The sequence below is a fragment of the Streptomyces sp. NPDC090108 genome (assembly GCF_044747185.1).
In the GTDB taxonomy this organism is placed as follows: Bacteria; Actinomycetota; Actinomycetes; order Streptomycetales; family Streptomycetaceae; genus Streptomyces.
Genome location: NZ_JBIVDQ010000002.1, coordinates 205,084 through 220,402, shown reverse-complemented (window position 1 = coordinate 220,402; position 15,319 = coordinate 205,084). Strand labels below are relative to the sequence as shown.

The following is a 15,319-nucleotide window of genomic DNA, read 5'->3' as shown; positions in this document are numbered from 1 at the left end:
CGGCCGTACGCGCGAGGCGGGCGGTCGTACGCGCACAGCAGGCGGCCGTACACGCACAGCGGGCGGTCGTACGCGCGCGGCGGCGGTGCGCGGCCGGCGCCGGGCCCGGTCACCCGATCGCCATCCGCCTCCCGCGGGCTCCGACCCGCTGGGCTACGTTGTGGCCATGGCTCCATCGGCACCTCCTGCTTCCGCACCCTCGCACACCGCCCCGCAGGACGCCGGTGACGACGGGCTGATCAAGGTCCGGGGAGCCGACGAGCACAACCTGCGCCATGTCGACGTGGACGTTCCGCGCGACCAGGTCGTGGCGTTCACCGGGGTCTCGGGGTCAGGCAAGTCGTCGCTCGCGTTCGCCACCCTCTACGCCGAGGCCCAGCAGCGCTACCTCGAATCCGTCTCGCCGTACGCCCGGAGACTCATCGACCAGGGCGCGGCACCCCGGGTCGGCTCGATCACCGGCCTGCCGCCGGCCGTCGCGCTGCGCCAGCAGCACAGCGGGGGCAGCACGCGCTCGACGGTGGGCACCGTCAGCCGCGTCTCGAACGTGCTGCGCATGCTGTACTCCCGCGCCGGCACCTATCCGGCCGGCCGGACCCCCGAGGACCTGGCCGGGACCTTCCCCCGGGACGCCGCGCCGCTCGACTCCGACAGCTTCTCGCCCAACACCGCGGTGGGCGCCTGCCCGACCTGCTCCGGTCTGGGACGCCTGCACACCGTCGACGACGGCAAGCTCGTCGGCGACGACTCCCTCAGCATCCGCGAGGGCGCCATCGCCGCCTGGCCGGGCGCCTGGCAGGGCAAGAACTACCGCGACATCCTCGCCGAACTGGGCGTCGACATCGACGTACCCTTCCGCGACCTGCCCGCCGCCCGGCGCGAGTGGCTGCTGACCACCGACGAGCAGCCGACGGTCACCGTGCACCCGGTCCGTGACGCGCACCGGGTCCAACGCTCGTACCAGGGCACGTACATGAGCCCCCGCAGATGGGTGCTGCACACCTTCGCCACCTCCAAGGCGGCGCATCTGCGGGCCAAGGCCGCCTCCTTCATGACCCAGGAGGTCTGCCCGACCTGCCACGGCAAGCGGCTCAATCCGCGGGCGCTGGAGGTGACCGTCGCCGGGCAGGACATCTCGGCCGCCACCTCGATGCCGCTGACGCAGCTCTCGGCCTTCCTGGAGTCGGCGCGCGACCATCCCGACACCCTCGCCCTGCCCGCCGAGCGCCGGCAGGCCGCGCACGCCCTGGTCTCCGGTCTCCAGGAGCAGCTGGGCACGCTCGTCGACCTGGGCCTGGGCTATCTCGCGACCGGGCGCGCGACCTCGACCCTCTCCAGCGGCGAGCTGCAGCGGCTGCACATGGCGACCCAGCTGCGCAGCGGCCTGTTCGGCGTGCTCTACGTCCTCGACGAACCCTCGGCCGGCCTGCACGCCGCCGACACCGAGATGCTGCTCACCGCGCTGCGACGGCTCCGAAGGGCCGGGAACAGCGTCTACGTCGTGGAGCACAACGCGCAGGTCCTCGAATCGGCCGACTGGATCGTCGACATGGGGCCCGGCGCCGGACGGCACGGCGGCCGTGTCCTCTACAACGGTCCCGCGCACGAGCTGCGCGAGGCGCCGGAGTCGGTGACGGCCCGCTACCTCCGGCCGGCCCCGCCCACCGTGCCCGGACCGGACGAGCCCCGCCGTCCGGAGGAATGGCTGCGCCTGTACGGGGTCACCGGTCACAACCTGCGCGACGTGGACGCGAGCTTCCCGCTGGGCACGCTGACCGCGGTCACCGGCGTGTCCGGGTCCGGGAAGTCGACGCTCGTGCGGCGCGCCCTCGCCGAGACGGTCTACGACCACCTGCACGCCGGAGAGAGCGAGGAGGACATCGCCCGCAACGCCGCGTCGGTGGAGACCGCCGACGAGGAGGAGGCCGGGGTGCCCGTGTGGGACCTGGAGGAGGACCGGGTGACGGTACGGTCCGGCTCCGGTCTCGGGCACATCGACCGCCTCGTGGTCGTGGACCAGAAGCCCATCGGACGCACCCCGCGCTCGAACCTCGCCACCTACACCGGCCTGTTCGACAGCGTCCGCAAGCTGTTCGCCGCCCAGCCCGCCGCGAAGGAACTCGGCTACACCGCGAGCCGGTTCTCCTTCAACGTCACCCAGGGGCGCTGTCCGCACTGCCTGGGCGACGGAGTCGTCAGCATCGAACTCCTCTTCCTCCCCACCGAGACCTCCCCCTGCCCGGTCTGCGAGGGGGCCCGCTACAACCCCGGCACCCTGATGGTCCGTCACCGCGACAGGACCATCGCGGACGTGCTGGCGATGAGCGTGGACGAGGCGCGCGAGTTCCTCCACGACGTACAGCCCGCCGCACGCATCCTCACCCTGCTCTCCGACATCGGCCTGGGCTATCTGACGCTGGGCCAGAGTGCCACCACACTGTCCGGCGGGGAGGCCCAGCGCATCAAGCTGGTGAGCGAGCTGCACCGGGCGCCCCGGGGCCACAGCCTCTATCTGCTCGACGAACCGACCACGGGACTGCATCCCGCCGATGTCGACCTGCTGGTCGGGCAGTTGCAGCGTCTGGTGGACGCCGGGAACACCGTCGTCGTGGTGGAGCACGACCTGCGCACCGTCGCCGCCGCGGACTGGGTCCTGGACCTCGGGCCGGGGGCGGGCGACGACGGAGGACGCGTGGTCGCCGAGGGGCGCCCGGCGGACGTCGCCCGCTCGGGCGGCACCCCGACCGCCGACCACCTGGCCCGCCGCCTCGCGGCACAGGAGGCCGAGGACGGCAGCCCGGCGCAACTTCCATAGCGGCACGATGCTTTCGCCCGTCGTACGGCCACCGGACGGCAGGGCTCAGGTCGTACGGGACACCTCCCGCTCGCGGACAGCCGTCACACGGGTGCGGACGCGGGCGCGGGACAGGCGGCAGGCGGCGGCCGCCGTCGCGGCCACGCTCAGCGCGGCCGTCACGGCGAAGCCGGTCGCGATGCCGGTGCGGTCCGTGACCGCGGAGACCAGCACCATGGCCACCACGGTGGCGGCCAGTCCCCCGCCGTTGGCCAGACCGAAGGCCCGCCCCGCCTCGTCGGTCCCCACGTGCGCCATCAGCAGGTTGCGGGACGCGATCCGCGCCTGGCCGAAGGCGAACGCTCCCATCGGCACCAGGAGTGCCGCTCCTGTCACGCCGAAGTGCGGCTGGAGCACGAACAGTCCGCCGCACAGGAGAAACCCGGCCACCGCGGTCCGCAGGTCGCCGAACCGGCGGCCCGAGAACCGGTACGCCGCCGTGGCCAGCAGGAATCCGAGGCTGCCGAGCGCGTCGACGGCACCGAGGGTGCCCGCTCCCCGGTGCAGGTCGCCCAGGACGAACTTCGGCAGCAGGGCGTTGAACACCGTGACGACGACGCTGCCCTGGGCGAACAGCACGATGAGCCAGACCATCGGCGGCGGAGCGGCACCCGTCGCACCGGGCGCGGCATCCGTGCCGTCCCGTCCGGCCACCCGGACCTCTTCCACCGGGGCCCGCGAAGCCTCGTACGCGCGCGGCCGGGACCGCCCGACCGCCGCCACGCATGTCGCCGAGAGGGCGAACGTCCCCGCGTTGAAGAGCAGCAGGGGGACGGCCCCGAAGGCCTGGACGGCCAGTCCGCCGACCGTCGCCGAGAGCAGCATGCCGGTCTGGACGGCCATCTCGTAGCGGGCGTTGAAGACGCGCAGCCGCTCCGGGGGCACGCTCTCCTTGATCAGCGCGGCACTGGCCGGAAAGAACAGCGCGGAGAGCACGGCGAGGGCGAGACCGGCGCCGTAGACCGCCGGCCCGGTGTCCCTGCCGTGGGCGGTCCACAGCCACAGCGGGAGCGCCAGCGCCGTGACCGCGCTCGCCGCATCGCTGAGGATCCACAGCGTGCGCCGGTCGACGCGGTCCGCCAGCCGCCCGAAGAAGGGCGAGAGCAAGGCCTGCGGCACCGCGACGGCGATGAACAGCCATCCCACCGACATCATCGTGTGACCGGTGCGGATCACCAGCAGCGTGCCGGCGATGAGTTGGACGTTGTTGCCGAGCGAGGTGGTGAAGGCGGCGGAGACCAGGAGGCGTCCGGTGCGTCGCGAGCGGTGTTCCATGACCATGCGCCCATTGAAGGAATCTTCACTGCCACGGTGTGTCAGCCGAGTCGGTGAGGATGGGCACCATGGCCATGACCGCGAGCCGTCTGCTCTCCCTCGTCCTGCTCCTGCAGAATCGCGGCCGGATGACCGCCCGGCAGCTGGCCGCGGAGCTGGAGGTCTCCGTGCGCACCGTCTACCGGGACGTGGACGCGCTCTCCGCCGCGGGTGTCCCGGTCTACGGCGAGTCCGGTCACGCGGGCGGGTTCGCGCTGGTCGAGGGCTACCGGACGCGGCTGAACGGGCTGCACGGCGACGAGGCGGACGCGCTCGCCCTGGCCGGACTGCCCGGCCCCGCATCCGAACTGGGTCTCGGGGCCGACCTGTTGGCCGCACAGTTGAAGCTGGACGCGGCCCTGCCACCGGCGTTGCGCGAGCGGTCGGCGCGGGTCCGCGAGCGCTTCCACCTGGACACACCGCCCTGGTACCGCGACGCCGATCAGGTCCCGCACCTCGCCGCGGTCGCGCGGGCGGTGTGGAACCAGCGGACCCTGCGGCTGCTCTACCGCCGCTGGGCCGAGCCGCAGGAGGTCGAGCGGGAGCTGCGCCCGCTCGGGATCACGCTGAAGGCCGGGACCTGGTACCTGGTGGCGCAGTCGCCGGGACAGGACGCGGCACGCGCGATACGCACCTACCGGATCTCGCAGATCCTCCGGCTGACGGTCGACGACGGCGAGCCCTTCGACCGGCCCGCCGGTTTCGACCTGGCCGGGTACTGGCGCGCCTGGATGGCGGACTTCGACGCGAGACGGTTCCGGGGCCACGCCGTGCTGCGGCTCTCGGCCCAGGCGTGGCAGCGCCTCCCGGACCTGGCGGAAGCCGCCGTCCTGGACGCCGCCAGGACGCACGCGGAGCCGCCGGACGGTCACGGCCGGGTGCGCACGGTCGTCCCCGTCGAGTCGGTGGAGCACGCTGTCGGCGAGGTCCTCCGGCTCGGTCCGGGCGTGGAGGTGCTCGAACCACCGGACCTGCGCCGGGCGGTGGCGAACGCCGCCGCCGAACTCCTGTGCCTCCACCAGGATCCGCGTCGGTCCGCGCCGGCGGAGCCGGGTCCATGAAAGCGGGACGACGATTCCCGGCGGTCCCGCGCCGTCCGCCCTTTCCCGCGGAACGAACCATTGCCCTGTGGGTTTCGATCCCCTGCTGAAGAATGCGATTTTCCCTCGCGCGTTCCCTCCTTTCATTCGCATAAAGGCGGGGCGGCGCGAAAGCGCCCGGGCGGCCTGGGGGCGGGCGGGCGCTTTCACGCACAGGGCGGGGAGGCCACCGAGGCGGCCTCCCCTGGCGGCTACAGGTTCTCCGCGAAGAAGGACTCCAGCTTCTCCAGCGCCTGCGCGGTGTACTTCGGCCGGTCGTACAGGTCGTAGTGGCTCGCGCCCGGGACGACGAAGATGTCCTTCTTGTCCGAGCGGGCCCGGTCGAAGAGTTCGAACCCGTCCCGGTACGACCCGAAGGCGCCCGGCACGTCACCGACGATGACCTGGAGCGGCTGCGTCAGCAGCACCTCGGCGAGGTGGAAGGCGTCGAAACCCATCGCCGCGCCGAGGCCCGAGAAGCGCAGCCTGTTCGGCGAGTTCGGGTCCTGCCCGCGGGGCGTGCGGTAGTACTCGACGGCGTCGACGATGTCCACGTCCCCGATGCCCGCCTTCTCGCGCTCCTCGGGGGAGTCGGGGATGTAGGTCGTGACCACCGGCTCGGCGCCACGCGCCTCGGCCGTACGCTGCCTGCCGATCGCCTCGATCGCCGCGATCGCCGCGTCCGGGGTCAGACCGCCCTCGCGCATGATCCGGCCGTAGTTCGCGGCGACCACGGTGCCGAGCGCCTTGATCCGGTGGTCCGTCATCGCGGCGCTCGCGGCGTAGCCGCCACCGCCGCAGACGCCGACGACACCGATGCGGTCCTCGTCCACGTAGTCGAGTGTGACCAGGTGGTCCACCGCGCAGCGGAAGTCCTCCACACGCGTGGCGGGGTCCTCCAGGTAGCGGGGCTCACCTCCGCTCTCGCCCTGGTACGACGCGTCGAACGCCAGGGTCACGTATCCCAGCTCCGTCAGCCGCTCGGCATAGACGCTTCCCGAAGTCTGCTCCTTGCAGCTGCTGATCGGGTGACCGCAGACGATGGCCGGGTACTTCTTCGCGGGGTCGAACCCGTCCGGCAGGCGCAGGTCGGCCGCAACGTCCCAGGTGCGGTTCTTGAAACGTACAGATTCCTTCTGCATGGTTCCGCCTCTTCTTGGCTTTCACCGCGAGCCGCCGCGGGGAGGGCGGCTCGTGGGCATGGTTCGGGCATGGTTCGGTTCAGGCGGCCAGGTGCTCGCCGAAGAACCGGGTGAGCTCGGCGACCGCGGGGGTGACGTACTCGTCCTTGTCGTACAGGTCGACGTGCGTGGCGCCGTCGACGACGAACAGCGCGGCGTTGTCACCGGCCTCGGCGACCGCCTCACGGCTGAAGTAGGCGGTGTCCGCCTCCGAGCCGATGACCATCAGCAGCGGCCGGGGGGCGATGAGCCGGATCATCGCGTAGGAGTCGTACTGGGCGAGCTGGTCGATGCTGCGCAGCACCCAGCCGGTGTTCGAGCGGCAGTGCCGGCCGCGGTCCGTGTAGTAGTACTCGGATCCCTCGCGCCACAGGGTGCCCTCCTCCAGGCCCTCCTGCGACTCGGGTACCCAGTTCTGCATGGTGGGGGCCTCGCCCCGGGCCTCGGCGGTGCGCAGGGCGCCGGCCCGGTCGAGCATGGCCTGGAGGACCTCCGGGCCCTGGGTGCGGCCGAGTCCACGACGGAACAGGTCGCCGGTGTCGGCGGCGCTGACGGTGCCGACGGCCTTGACGCGGTGGTCGGTCTGGGCGGCGAACGGTACGTAGCCGCCGGAGGCGCAGATGCCGAGCGCACCGATGCGGGCGGGGTCGACGTCGTCGCGGGTGGTCAGGTAGGTGACGGCGGCGCGGACGTCCTCGGCGCGCTGGAAGGGGTTCTCCAGACCGCGCGGGGTGCCCTCGCTGTCGCCCTGGCAGGCGGCGTCGAAGACGAGAGCGGCGAAGCCCTCACGGGCCAGGCGCTCGGCGTAGACGCTCGCGGTCTGCTCCTTCACACCGCCCGCCGGGTGGGACACGACGACGGCCGGCAGCGGGTCGCCGCCGTGTCCGTCCGGGGTGAAGAGGGTCCCGGCCAGTTCTAGGCCGGCGCTGTCGAAAGCGACGTTCTGCTTCATGTCTTCGGTGTTTCCTTCGTGCAGGGGGGAAATCGCCGGCGGTCCCGAAATGTGGATCTCGTCGCCACCGGCCACGTCATCGACATTCGCACGCGGAGGACACCCGCGAAATGGGCCACTCCTGTCCAGGGACAAAACCGTCCCCCTCTCGGAAAGGGCCCGCCCTGGCAGAATCGTCCGCATGAGCAGCAGTACGCGCAGAAACGAGCTGGGCGATTTCCTCAAGGCCCGGCGGATGGATCTCAGCCCGGCCATGGTGGGGCTGGCGGACAGCGGCGGAGGCCGGCGCCGCGTCACCGGTCTGCGCCGGGAGGAGGTGGCCCTGCTCGCCTCGATCAGCACCGACTATTACACGCGGCTGGAACAGGGGCGCCGCCAGGCGTCCGCCGCGGTGCTGGACATCATCGCCGGCGTCCTGCGGCTCGACGAGGACGAACGCGCGTACATGCTGGAGCTGGCCGGAAAGGACACGCACCGGTCGCGCAGGCAGACCTCGCAGAAGGTCCAGCCGCAACTGCGCCAGCTGCTGGACGACCTGTCCCACGTCCCGGCCATGGTCCTGGGCCGCCGCATGGACGTGCTCGCCTGGAATCCGCTGGCCGGCGCGCTCCTCGGCGACTTCGACCACATCCCCGGGAAGCAGCGCAACTACGTGCGCATGGTCTTCCTGGACCCCGCGGTCCGCGCCCTCTACCGGGACTGGCCGGAGGTCGCTCAGACCGGCGTCGCCCAGCTCCGCATGGAGGCGGCCCGCGACCCCGAGGACCCTCGGCTGACCGCCCTGGTCGGCGAACTCTCCCTGCGCGACGAGGACTTCCGCCGCTGGTGGGGCGCCCACCGCGTCGCCACCCGCGGGATGGGCACCAAGGTGCTGCACCACCCGGTCATGGGCGACCTCACCCTCGACTGGAACACCCTCACCTGCGCCACCGACCCCGACCAGCAACTGGTCACCTACACCGCGGAACCCGGCACCCCCTCCCACGACGCCCTGCGGATACTCGCCTCGTGGACGACGGGCACGCGGGAAGCGGAAACGGACCGGTCAGAGCCTGGGCAACGCTGAGCGGACGGCCCAGCCCGCGGCGAAGAAGGCCATCCAGGACACCTACAACACCGAAGACCGCGAGCACGCGGCCATGGCCGTCGCCGCGTTCGCCGGACAGTACGGCGCGAAGTTCCCCAAGGCCGTCAAGAAGATCACCGACGACGGGGACGGACTACTGGCCCTCTACGACTTCCCCGCCGAGCACTGGATCCACGAACGGCCGCAGACGAACGCGGCATGGATCTTGAACAGGATGGCGGACCTGCCTCGACGTTCGAGATCATCCGATCATGTCCGAAGACACGCCAGAACAGGGCCTCCCGGCCGGCTTCGGGTTCCGGCCGTATCGGGGCGACGAGGACCACGGCCCCATGGCCGCGGTGCGGCTGGGATGTGTCGAACGGGACCGGGTCGACGCCCGTTCGATCGTGGAAGGGCTCCCGACAGCGGCCGAGATCGCCGAGGCATCCGCCGAGCTGGACGAGCCGTCCAAGAACCAGGTCCTGGTGGTACGCGACGGGAGCGTCGTCGGCTACTCGACGATCCGGTGGTGGCAGGAGCGGGACGATACGTGGCTTTACCTGCACCGCGGTCACCTCTTGCCCGAGCATCGCGACCAGGGCATCGGATCAGCCATGCTGAGCTGGGCCGAAGAGCGTATCCGCCAGCTCGTCGACGAACATGGCACGGCGCGGACCGCAGTGATCGGTGCGAACGCCATGGCCTCCGCGCAGGACGCCACGGCGCTTCTGCTCGCAGCCGGCTACCGACGTGTCTTCAGTCTGGTCGAGCTGGAGCTGGGCGATCTGCAGCAGTTGCCCGAGCCGGGCAGCGAACTCCCGGCCGGCATAAGGACGGGGCCGATCGGGACCAGCCACTACCGTGCGGCCTGGAGGACGGTCGTCGATTCGTATGCGGACACCGCTTTCACTCAGAAATGGCCCTTCCGGGACTTTGTCGACACCGCCGACCCTGCATGTTGGAGGGCTGCCTGGAACGGGCAGGACATGCTCGGCGTGGCCCTCTGCTCCATCCGCAGCCACGACCACACCGTGGGCGAGGTGCAAGAGCTGAGTGTCCGAACGGACCAGCGACGCTTCGGAATCGGCCGGATCCTGCTGCTGGACGGGCTGCGAAGCCTACGTGAGCAGGGTGCGACGACTGCCAGGCTGTACACGGGCACGGCGAATCCGCACCGGTCCTACGATCTTTACGAGAGCGTGGGGTTCCGGAGACGGAACGAGTACGTCCGCTACCGCAAGCCGCTCGCTTGATCGACCGGTCATCGGACTGTCCGGTCGGTCCACAAAATTCGACTGTTCCTCGATCTGCTCGACGACGTCGCTCAAGGACTCCAGGTCCTGGACGTTCAGCGCTCTGATGACGTCGATCCCCGCGGACCGTTCCGCACCCGATCGTCGCCGCCCGCTGACGCGGTCAAGGTGGCTGGTCCCCAACTGGTCCCCGAAAACGGCTCAGGGGCCGTCCCGGATTTCTCCGAAACGGCCCCTGACCTGCGACTTCGAAAAGTCGGGACGACAGGATTTGAACCTGCGACCCCTTGACCCCCAGTCAAGTGCGCTACCAAGCTGCGCCACGTCCCGATGCGCTCACTCGCGGTGACCCGCGTGATCGCGTGAACAGCACTTTACCCCACGTACGGGGCTGATCCGAAGACGGCCCCGCGCGGAGGACAATCGGTGCCATGGGAGACACGGACACCGCGGCGGGCGGCCCGGCGGGCGGCCGGGACAGGGACGACGACGGGCGCGCGCGGAACGCGCGGCCCCGGGACGGGCTGGGGCGGCCCCTGCCGTACGGCTCGGCGGGGGTCGAGCGGCAGCCCGAGGGGATCGTGCGGACCCCGGAGGAGACGGTCGCCGAGGCGCGGGCGCTGCTGGCGGCGGGGAAGCCGTTCCACGCGCACGAGGTGTTCGAGGACGCCTGGAAGTCGGGTCCCGAGCACGAGCGCGCCCTGTGGCGCGGCATGGCCCAGCTGGCGGTGGGCCTCACGCACTCCGCGCGCGGCAACACCACCGGAGGTGCGCGGCTGCTGCGGCGCGGTGCGGGCGCCGTCGAGGCGTGGGCCTCGGGACCGGGCGAGGACCGGCCCTACGGCGTGGATCTCGCCGGGCTCGCCGACTGGGCCCGTGAACTGGCGGGGCGGGTCGAGCACGGCACCGACCCCGTCGACGCGGCCGCCGAGGCACCGCGTCTGGGCGGCTGAGGGAGCGGAGGCACGAAGGGCGGAGGCACGGGGGGCGGAGGCGCGGGAGGCGCGGCGGTCCTGAGACGGAGGCAGGGGGCGGAGGTCCCGAGGCGGCGGCACAAGGGCGGAGCTCCCGAGGCGGCGCCACAGGGGCGGAGGTCCCGAGGTGGAGGTCCCGAGGTGGAGGTGCCGGGGCGGCCGAGCGGGAGGCTCCGGGCAGCCGGGGTGGGCCGGGGCCCGGCGCCTCCGGGGCGGCCGGGACGAGGGCGCCGGCGCGTGGCCGGGCCCGCCGCACCGAGCCTCGTGGAGGCGGTGGACGGGTCTCCGGGGGCATGCGGCAGACTCGGGGCGTGCGAACGATTCATGTCATCGGCATCGGCGCGGGCGATCCCGACCAGCTGACCCTCCAGGCGGTCAAGGCCCTGCGGGGCACCGACGTGTTCTTCCTGCTCGACAAGGGCGAGGTCAAGAGTGATCTGACGCAGCTCCGCCGGGACATCCTGGACGCGCATCTGCCCGAGGGGTCGTACCGGATCGTGGCGGTCCGGGACCCGGAGCGGGACCGGAAGGCGGGCGGGGCGGCGTACTCGCCGGCCGTCGGCGACTGGCGCAGCGCACGCGCCGCCATCTACGAGCGGCTCATCACGGAGGAACTGGACGAGGACGCCACCGGCGCGTTCCTGGTCTGGGGCGATCCCTCCCTGTACGACAGCACGCTGGGCATCCTCGAAGAGGTGCTGGAACGCGGGGCGGTGGACTTCGCGTACGACGTCGTCCCCGGGATCAGCAGCGTCTCCACGCTGGTCGCCCGCCACCGCACGGGGCTGAACCGGGTGGCGCGTCCGGTGCAGATCACCACCGGGCGGCGGCTCGCCGAGGGCTTCCCCGACGGCGTGGACGACATCGTCGTGATGCTCGACGCGCACCAGGCCTTCCAGGAGTACACGGACGGCGACATCGACATCTACTGGGGCGCCTACCTGGGCACTCCGGACGAGATCCTCGTGTCCGGACCGATCGCCGAGGCCGCCCCGCGCATCGAGCGGCTGCGGGCCGAGGCCCGCGAGCGCAAGGGCTGGATCATGGACACGTACCTGCTGCGCCGGAACCCCGCCGAGGGCTGAACGCGCACTCGCCCTCGATGGCCGGGACGTACCCGACCGGCGCGAACCGGGGGCGGGCCGCCGCCCCGGCCGCCGCCCCGGCCGCCGTCACCGGCTCGCCAGCCCCAGGCGCTCAAGGACCGCCGGCACGTCCGGCAGCGCGGTCACGCCCGGCGGCAGCTCGGGGCGGCGTACGACCACGACGGGCAGGCCGAGTTCACGCGCGGCCGTCAGTTTCGGGGCCGTCGCGGCGCCGCCGCTGTCCTTGGTCACCAGGACGTCGACACGGTGGGCGCGCAGCGTCTCCCGCTCGTCGGCGAGGGTGAACGGACCGCGGGCGAGCAGCACTTCGGTGCGCGGGGGCAGGGGCGGCTCGGGCGGTTCCACGGAGCGGACGACGAAGTGTGGGTCCGTGAGGTGGGCGAAGGCGGACAGCCCGAGGCGCCCGGTGGTGAGGAACACCCGCTCTCCGAGGCGGGACAGCGTCGCCGCGGCGGCGTCGAGCGACGGGACGAGGTGCCAGCGGTCGCCGGGGCCGGGCCGCCAGCCGGGGCGGCGCAGGACGACCGCCGGGACTCCGGTGGCGCCGGCCGCCCGGGCCGCGTTCGCCGTGATCGACGCGGCGAAGGGGTGGGTTGCGTCGACCAGGGCGTCGACGTGGTGGGCGCGCAGCCAGTCGGCGAGCCCTTCCGCTCCGCCGAAGCCGCCGGTCCGCACGTCGCCGTCCAGCGCCCCCGGGCGGGCGACCCGGCCCGCGAGCGAGGTGGTGACCCGGACGTCCGGGAGGGCGGCCAGGTCGGCGGCGAGACGGCGGGCCTCGGTGGTGCCGCCGAGGATCAGGACGTGCGTGGGCATGGGGTGAGGTTAGGGGATGCCTCTCCGGTCGTCGCGGACCCGCGAAGAGACGCGAAGAGACGCGAAGAGAGGGGAGACATCCCCGGAGGGGCGGCTTCAGCTCACCAGCAGTTCCACCGCGCCCACGACCGTCGCCGCGATCACCAGGCGGTCGAAGAGCACCTGGTCGATCTTGTGCACGGCCCACTTGCCGAGGAACGCGCCGGGCACCACGAACACCACGAGCGCGGCGTCGAGGAGCAGCGAGCGGCCGTCGATCAGGCCGAGGCCGGCGCTGAAGGGCACCTTGGCCACGTTCACGATGAGGAAGAAGAACGCGGACGTGCCGAGGAAGCCGAGTTTGCGGAAGCCGGCCGACAGCAGGTACATCGACATCACCGGGCCGCCGGCGTTGGCGACCATCGTGGTGAACCCGCCGAGCACGCCGTAGCCGCGGGCCTTGACCCGGCCGGCGCGGCCGGTGACGGCGTCGGGTTCGTCCGCGGTGTCCGCCGTGCGGCGCCGCCACAGCGTGACCGCGGTCATCAGCAGCAGGATCGCGCCGATCGAGGTCCGTACGATCCCGTCGTCGGCCCAGAGGAGGAAGAGGGTGCCGGCCACCACGCCGGCCGCCACCGCGGGGAACAGCCGCCACAGCGTGGGCCAGTGGGCGTGCCGCCGGTAGGTGAGGACGGCGAGGACATCGCCGGCGATCAGCAGGGGCAGCAGCACGCCGGTGGAGGCGCGGGCGGGCAGGACGGCGGCGAAGACCGCGAGGCTGACCGTGTTGGCCCCGCTGACGGCGGTCTTCGAGAAGCCGACGAGGAGGGCGGCGAGGGCCAGGGCGGCGAACTCCCAGCCGGATATGTGCCAGAGCGTCATCGTGTTCATGCGAAGACCGATGCTATGTGCACACATCCGGGCCGGGTGAGGGGCGTCCGCCGGACGGACTCGGGGGCTCGGCCGGCCGGAGCTCGTGCGGCGGGCCGGACACACCTCGGGCGGTGAGCCCAGCCGACCCCGGGCGGTGAGCCCAGCGCACCTCGGGCGGTGAGCCCAGCGGACCCCGGACGACCGGCCGGGCGGGTCTCAGGCGGTGTAGCGGGCCCGCAGTTCCCGCTTGAGCACCTTCATGCTCGGCCCGAGCGGCAGGGCGTCGGTGAACTCCACGCGCCGGGGGTACTTGTACTTGCCGAGGTGCTCCTTGGACCACTCGGTGATCCCCGCGGCGTCGGGGCCGCTGCCGGGCTCGGGCACGACGACGGCGCAGACCTCCTCGCCGTGCAGGTCGTCGGGCAGGCCGATCACGGCGACCTGGGCGACGCCGGGGTGGCGCATCAGGATCTCCTCGATCTCGCGCGGGTACACGTTGTAGCCGCCGCGGATGATGATGTCCTTCTTGCGGTCGACGATGCTGAGGAAGCCGTCCTCGTCCTTGACGCCGAGGTCGCCGGTGCGGAACCAGCCGTCGACGAGGGCCTCGGCGGTGGCCTCGGGACGGCCGAGGTAGCCGGAGAAGACGTTGTGGCCCCGGACGACGACCTCGCCCAGCTCCCCGGCCGGGAGGAGTTCGACGCTGCCTTCCGTGTCCGCGCGGGCGATCTCCACGTCGATGCCCCACAGCGGGTGGCCGATGGTGCCCGCCCGGGTGCCGAAGACGGGCTGGTTGACGGTGGCGGTCGGGGAGGTCTCGGACAGCCCGTAGCCCTCGTAGATCTTCGCCCCGAACGCGGCCTCGAACCGCTCCAGCACGGCCACCGGCAGGGAGGCCCCGCCGGAGACGCAGACGCGCAGGTCCGGCAGGGCGGCGGCGTGCTCGGCGGCCGCGGCCAGCGCGACGAACATGGTCGGCACGCCGTGCAGGGTGTTCACACCCTCCTGGACCATCAGCTCGATCGCGCGGGCGGCGTCGAAGCGGGGCAGCAGGACGAGCGTGGCGCCCGCGCGCCAGGTGGAGTTGAGCGACACCGTCTGGCCGAAGGCGTGGAAGAGGGGCAGCGCGCCGAGCGCGATGTCGTCGGGGCGGATGTCGTTGGCGTCGAAGGCGTTGACGGTCGCGTTCATCACGATGTTGAAGTGGCTGAGCACCGCGCCCTTGGGCTCGCCGGTGGTGCCGCTGGTGTAGAAGATCACGGCGGGGTCGTCGGCCTCGCGGGTGAGGTACGAGGACAGCGGTACGGCGGCGTCCGCGAGCCGGTCCAGTTCCTCGCCGAGGACGACGACCCGGATGCCGAGGGCGTCGGCGGCGGCCCGTCCGGTCTCGGCCTGCGCGGGGTGGACGAGGAGCAGGCCGGCGCCGCTGTCCTTCAGGACGTGGGTGACCTCCCGCGGGGAGAGCAGCAGGTGGACGGGGACGACGACGCCGCCCGCGGCCGTGATCGCGTAGTAGGCGACGGGGAACTCGGCGGTGTTGGGCGCCATCAGGGCGACCCGGTCCCCCGGCCGCACACCGAGTCCGGCGAGCGCTCCGGCCCGGGCGAGGGAGCGCTGCCACACCTCCCCGAAGGACAGCCGCAGTCCGCCCTCGACGAGTGCGGTCTTGTGCGGGCGGCGCCGGGCGTTCTCGGCGAGGATGGCGGCGACGGACAGGGTTGCCATGGGGTGGTGCTCCGTTCCTTGCTTTCCTTGCTGCGGCTCGTGCTGCCACCGGACCGGTCCGGGAGGAACTCCTGCTGCCGCGGCTGGTGTTGCCGGGCGGCGGGTCCGGGGCGCGTGCGGGGAGAGACGCTCCCGGGAGGACACCCC

12 protein-coding genes, 1 tRNA gene and 1 pseudogene are annotated in these 15,319 nt (G+C 72.4%); 7 read left to right on the top strand and 7 right to left on the bottom strand.

Annotated features, from left to right (window positions below):
- Positions 1–166 precede the first annotated feature (166 nt).
- Entirely contained in the window at positions 167–2,815 is a 2,649-nt protein-coding gene (locus ACIPRD_RS06315; RefSeq protein ID WP_401560420.1) for an ABC transporter, read from the top strand.
- Positions 2,816–2,860: 45 nt separating this feature from the next.
- Here the strand turns inward: ACIPRD_RS06315 and ACIPRD_RS06310 are convergent, their stop codons facing one another.
- On the bottom strand, positions 2,861–4,135 hold the full coding sequence (locus tag ACIPRD_RS06310; RefSeq protein WP_401560417.1) for an MFS transporter: 1,275 nt from the start codon (positions 4,133–4,135) through the stop codon (positions 2,861–2,863).
- Between the two features lie 68 nt (positions 4,136–4,203).
- Here ACIPRD_RS06310 and ACIPRD_RS06305 point away from each other — a divergent pair, with 68 nt between their 5' ends.
- Complete coding sequence (locus ACIPRD_RS06305; protein ID WP_401561841.1) at positions 4,204–5,229, top strand: helix-turn-helix transcriptional regulator; 1,026 nt, start codon at positions 4,204–4,206, stop codon at positions 5,227–5,229.
- A gap of 230 nt (positions 5,230–5,459) precedes the next feature.
- On the opposite strand, the gene ACIPRD_RS06300 is transcribed toward ACIPRD_RS06305, so the two are convergent.
- Both ACIPRD_RS06300 and ACIPRD_RS06295 read right to left on the bottom strand, forming a co-directional pair.
- Entirely contained in the window at positions 5,460–6,389 is a 930-nt protein-coding gene (locus ACIPRD_RS06300) for an alpha/beta hydrolase (RefSeq protein WP_401560414.1), read from the bottom strand.
- 79 nt (positions 6,390–6,468) lie between these two features.
- Positions 6,469–7,380: an alpha/beta hydrolase gene (locus ACIPRD_RS06295; protein ID WP_401560412.1), complete on the bottom strand. Its 912-nt coding sequence runs from the start codon at positions 7,378–7,380 to the stop codon at positions 6,469–6,471.
- 181 nt (positions 7,381–7,561) lie between these two features.
- On the opposite strand from ACIPRD_RS06295, the gene ACIPRD_RS06290 reads away from it, so the two are divergent.
- The 3 genes and pseudogenes from ACIPRD_RS06290 (at position 7,562) to ACIPRD_RS06280 (ending at position 9,702) form a co-directional block, all read left to right on the top strand.
- On the top strand, positions 7,562–8,446 hold the full coding sequence (locus ACIPRD_RS06290; protein ID WP_401560409.1) for a helix-turn-helix domain-containing protein: 885 nt from the start codon (positions 7,562–7,564) through the stop codon (positions 8,444–8,446).
- Positions 8,433–8,648 (top strand): annotated as a pseudogene (locus ACIPRD_RS06285) (transposase); the annotation flags it as partial. The gene ACIPRD_RS06290 and the pseudogene ACIPRD_RS06285, both read left to right, overlap by 14 nt.
- Before the next feature lie 70 nt (positions 8,649–8,718).
- Positions 8,719–9,702 carry a GNAT family N-acetyltransferase gene (locus ACIPRD_RS06280; protein ID WP_401560406.1) on the top strand — a complete coding sequence of 328 codons (984 nt, stop codon included), beginning with the start codon at positions 8,719–8,721 and terminating at the stop codon, positions 9,700–9,702.
- 256 nt (positions 9,703–9,958) lie between these two features.
- On the opposite strand, the gene ACIPRD_RS06275 is transcribed toward ACIPRD_RS06280, so the two are convergent.
- Positions 9,959–10,032, bottom strand: a tRNA-Pro gene (locus ACIPRD_RS06275).
- A 101-nt stretch (positions 10,033–10,133) separates the two neighbouring features.
- Here ACIPRD_RS06275 and ACIPRD_RS06270 point away from each other — a divergent pair.
- On the top strand, positions 10,134–10,655 hold the full coding sequence (locus ACIPRD_RS06270) for a DUF309 domain-containing protein (protein ID WP_401560403.1): 522 nt from the start codon (positions 10,134–10,136) through the stop codon (positions 10,653–10,655).
- Between the two features lie 332 nt (positions 10,656–10,987).
- Positions 10,988–11,761, top strand: coding sequence for a precorrin-6A synthase (deacetylating) (gene cobF, locus ACIPRD_RS06265; RefSeq protein ID WP_401560400.1), 774 nt, complete (start codon positions 10,988–10,990; stop codon positions 11,759–11,761).
- Positions 11,762–11,848: 87 nt separating this feature from the next.
- On the opposite strand, the gene ACIPRD_RS06260 is transcribed toward cobF, so the two are convergent.
- The 3 genes from ACIPRD_RS06260 to ACIPRD_RS06250 form a co-directional block, all read right to left on the bottom strand.
- The gene (locus ACIPRD_RS06260) at positions 11,849–12,595 is read right to left on the bottom strand and encodes a cobalt-precorrin-6A reductase (RefSeq protein WP_401560398.1); all 747 of its coding nucleotides are present in this window, start codon (positions 12,593–12,595) and stop codon (positions 11,849–11,851) included.
- A gap of 96 nt (positions 12,596–12,691) precedes the next feature.
- Complete coding sequence (locus ACIPRD_RS06255) at positions 12,692–13,465, bottom strand: sulfite exporter TauE/SafE family protein (protein WP_356408867.1); 774 nt, start codon at positions 13,463–13,465, stop codon at positions 12,692–12,694.
- A 198-nt stretch (positions 13,466–13,663) separates the two neighbouring features.
- Positions 13,664–15,172, bottom strand: a complete 1,509-nt coding sequence (locus ACIPRD_RS06250) for a long-chain fatty acid--CoA ligase (protein ID WP_401560395.1) — start codon at positions 15,170–15,172, stop codon at positions 13,664–13,666.
- Between the last annotated feature and the right edge of the window lie 147 nt (positions 15,173–15,319).

What these genes read in the sequence shown, in the direction of transcription:
- ACIPRD_RS06315 (WP_401560420.1), top strand. Translation starts at nt 167, where the DNA reads ATGGCTCCATCGGCACCTCCTGCTTCCGCACCCTCGCACACCGCCCCG.
- ACIPRD_RS06310 (WP_401560417.1), bottom strand. Translation starts at nt 4,135, where the DNA reads ATGGTCATGGAACACCGCTCGCGACGCACCGGACGCCTCCTGGTCTCC.
- ACIPRD_RS06305 (WP_401561841.1), top strand. Translation starts at nt 4,204, where the DNA reads ATGACCGCGAGCCGTCTGCTCTCCCTCGTCCTGCTCCTGCAGAATCGC.
- ACIPRD_RS06300 (WP_401560414.1), bottom strand. Translation starts at nt 6,389, where the DNA reads ATGCAGAAGGAATCTGTACGTTTCAAGAACCGCACCTGGGACGTTGCG.
- ACIPRD_RS06295 (WP_401560412.1), bottom strand. Translation starts at nt 7,380, where the DNA reads ATGAAGCAGAACGTCGCTTTCGACAGCGCCGGCCTAGAACTGGCCGGG.
- ACIPRD_RS06290 (WP_401560409.1), top strand. Translation starts at nt 7,562, where the DNA reads ATGAGCAGCAGTACGCGCAGAAACGAGCTGGGCGATTTCCTCAAGGCC.
- ACIPRD_RS06280 (WP_401560406.1), top strand. Translation starts at nt 8,719, where the DNA reads ATGTCCGAAGACACGCCAGAACAGGGCCTCCCGGCCGGCTTCGGGTTC.
- ACIPRD_RS06270 (WP_401560403.1), top strand. Translation starts at nt 10,134, where the DNA reads ATGGGAGACACGGACACCGCGGCGGGCGGCCCGGCGGGCGGCCGGGAC.
- ACIPRD_RS06260 (WP_401560398.1), bottom strand. Translation starts at nt 12,595, where the DNA reads ATGCCCACGCACGTCCTGATCCTCGGCGGCACCACCGAGGCCCGCCGT.
- ACIPRD_RS06255 (WP_356408867.1), bottom strand. Translation starts at nt 13,465, where the DNA reads ATGAACACGATGACGCTCTGGCACATATCCGGCTGGGAGTTCGCCGCC.
- ACIPRD_RS06250 (WP_401560395.1), bottom strand. Translation starts at nt 15,172, where the DNA reads ATGGCAACCCTGTCCGTCGCCGCCATCCTCGCCGAGAACGCCCGGCGC.